This window comes from Pedobacter sp. (genome assembly GCF_045628745.1).
In the GTDB taxonomy this organism is placed as follows: Bacteria; Bacteroidota; Bacteroidia; order Sphingobacteriales; family Sphingobacteriaceae; genus Pedobacter.
In genome coordinates, this window is record NZ_JAZQPU010000059.1 from 1 (window position 1) to 2,403 (window position 2,403).

2 protein-coding genes are annotated in these 2,403 nt (G+C 41.4%); both read right to left on the bottom strand.

The window, feature by feature from the left end:
* On the bottom strand, positions 1-494 hold a 494-nt coding region (locus tag ACR2F7_RS02705; RefSeq protein WP_432712076.1), incomplete at its 3' end, for a sodium:solute symporter family transporter.
* A gap of 94 nt (positions 495-588) precedes the next feature.
* Positions 589-2,403 (bottom strand): malectin domain-containing carbohydrate-binding protein (locus ACR2F7_RS02710; protein WP_432712077.1); only part of this gene is annotated, 1,815 nt, incomplete at its 5' end.

The following is a 2,403-nucleotide window of genomic DNA, read 5'->3' on the forward strand; positions in this document are numbered from 1 at the left end:
ATACAAATGCCCATGACTACCATAATCATTTGCATGGAATAACCCGTAAGGGCCTGCAGACTTAAAGCAATTCCAAAAAAGATGGAGCCCATGCGGACCAGTTGTGTCAGTAAAAAACATACTGCAGCATAGGTTCTTGCCCAGGAGCCAAATCGTTTTTCTAAATGCGTATAAGCAGAAATCTCCCCTGTTTTACGATAAAATGGGACGAAATATTTGGAGGCTACCCAAGCTGCCAGGGGCATGGAAATGCTAAATACCAGCGCATTCCAGTTACCGCCAAATGCTTTACCGGGAACACCCAGAAAAGTATTGCTGCTTAAAAATGTAGCGTAGATGGAGAAGCCAATTGCCCAACCCGGAATAAGGCCTGAAGCCTTGGTGAATTGCTCAGAATTCTTATTTTTCCGGGAAAAATAAACCCCCACTAAAATCATCCCAACAAGGTAGATGATGATGATGGCTAAATCGAAAAAAGGGAGTCCCTTCATCATTTACAGTTTCGTTTATAAATTTGGTTAAACAAATATCAATTTCTAAATATGATCATTTATATAAGATTTTCGCTAGAAATGATAGAATATTATCTTACTGTACGGCTAAAGCATCTAAACTCAAACCTTTAGCATCTTCTGCAATAACCCTCAAAAGATAGGTTCCCGCATTGATCATAGAGCCCGTGCTGGTATTGAAATAATTCCATTTTCCGGGTTTTGTATATTTAAATTCTATAGGTTCTGTTTTCATCAGTGTACCATCCAGGCTAAGAAATTCCATCCTTCCTTTTAAAGTTCTTTCCAAGGGATTATGGTATTTAACAGCTAAGGAATACGTGTCTGCAACACCAACTTTAATAATCCACTCTAAAAAGTCTCCAGATGCGGCATTAAAACTAACCCGCTCCTTCCCCATCAATTCAGCCTTGGCAATAGTTTTACCTGCTAACCTGGCGTCTATAGCTTTGTAATTGGTGATGGCTTTAAGGTCGTATGCAGGCTCCAGATTTGAAGCCGGTAATACGGCCACCAGGTAAGGAGTAGCACTTTCACCTAAAGTTACTGTAGCTCCTTTTTCAAAACGCTTACGGTAAACATGGAATAGTTGTCCTTTATTATTTTCAATTACAGTTTTTGTGTCTTCATAAGTTTCCAGCCATGCTAACTTTGCTTGTTTACTTTGTAGTGTAGCTACATAAACTTCTGCCGCGGTATTGACTTCAAATACTTGTTTTACACGTTGAGCTGTTGATTTTCCTGACAACCATTGTGCACCGTATAGATTAGATGGCAGTGATGATAACTGAGTTTCTTCATCGAGGTATTGCTTATCGCCGATATCCATCCAATCCTTCCATGCTAAGTTCGTTTTTCCGGCTGTTGAAGCAATGCCCTTGCTTGCTGGCGCAGGCTTTATGTGCTGCTTTAAACTGGCAATGGCAATAGCAGAGATTAAGGCCTGACCAGATTTTACCTGGGGAAAAGAAATGACCAGTTGTCCGCCTTTTACCTGAGCTTTAATGCTTTTCTTTAAAGCACCATCATGTCCGGCCTCTTTCCAAATATCCAAATCTTTGATAAGGGTTTCACCATTGATGGCTACATCAAATAAACGCATGCCTGTTGCATCCATTCCACCACCTGTAGCTAACCAAGGTTCATTAAAATAAAGTTCCACTTGATAGTCCCCATCAGGTACTGGAAAATGAAAAGCTAATTGGTCACGACCATACCGGAAAGTTTGAAATAATTTCCAGTCCCTTGTACCTTTGATAGGGTCACTGGTTCGCCGCTGACTGGCAAAAAACGACGGCACACCGGGGAATGCAGCTGTCCAGGAGGTGGAACCAAAATGCTGGGGACTGCTTAATTGACGGTCTGCCGACCATAAGGCTCCATTTTCATCTACATAGTCTGGTCCACCGCAGTTTAACCTATACACATAGTGATAGTTTTTTGCTGCCGCGGTCAGGTTTGTTGCATCTGCATGAAAACCATTGAAATTTGGGGATTGAGGCAGGTTATTTAAAACAATATAGTCTTTTGCGACTGCTTTTCCATTGACATAACCTACTGCATATAAAATGTTATATTTAATTTCGACGCCATCCCATTGAAAATGAGTGCCAATACCATTACGCGTTCTTTTGCCCAATGAGGATTTATTTACATCGTTAAAGAGCTCTACTTCATCACAATTGGAATAGACGGTAATGCTGTCTTTCAAACTCGGCGCCAACCACCTGTTTGCCCAGGTATGAGAAACCAAATACACCATAGGTTCTGTTTCCTTGGGTGCATAATTTGCACGGAACATGTAAAATACATCAGCGGGTTCTTCCCATGGGGTAAACAGCCCTTTGTAATTGACGGGGCCTACCCTGTCTAATTCTCTCAGCCCCTCACC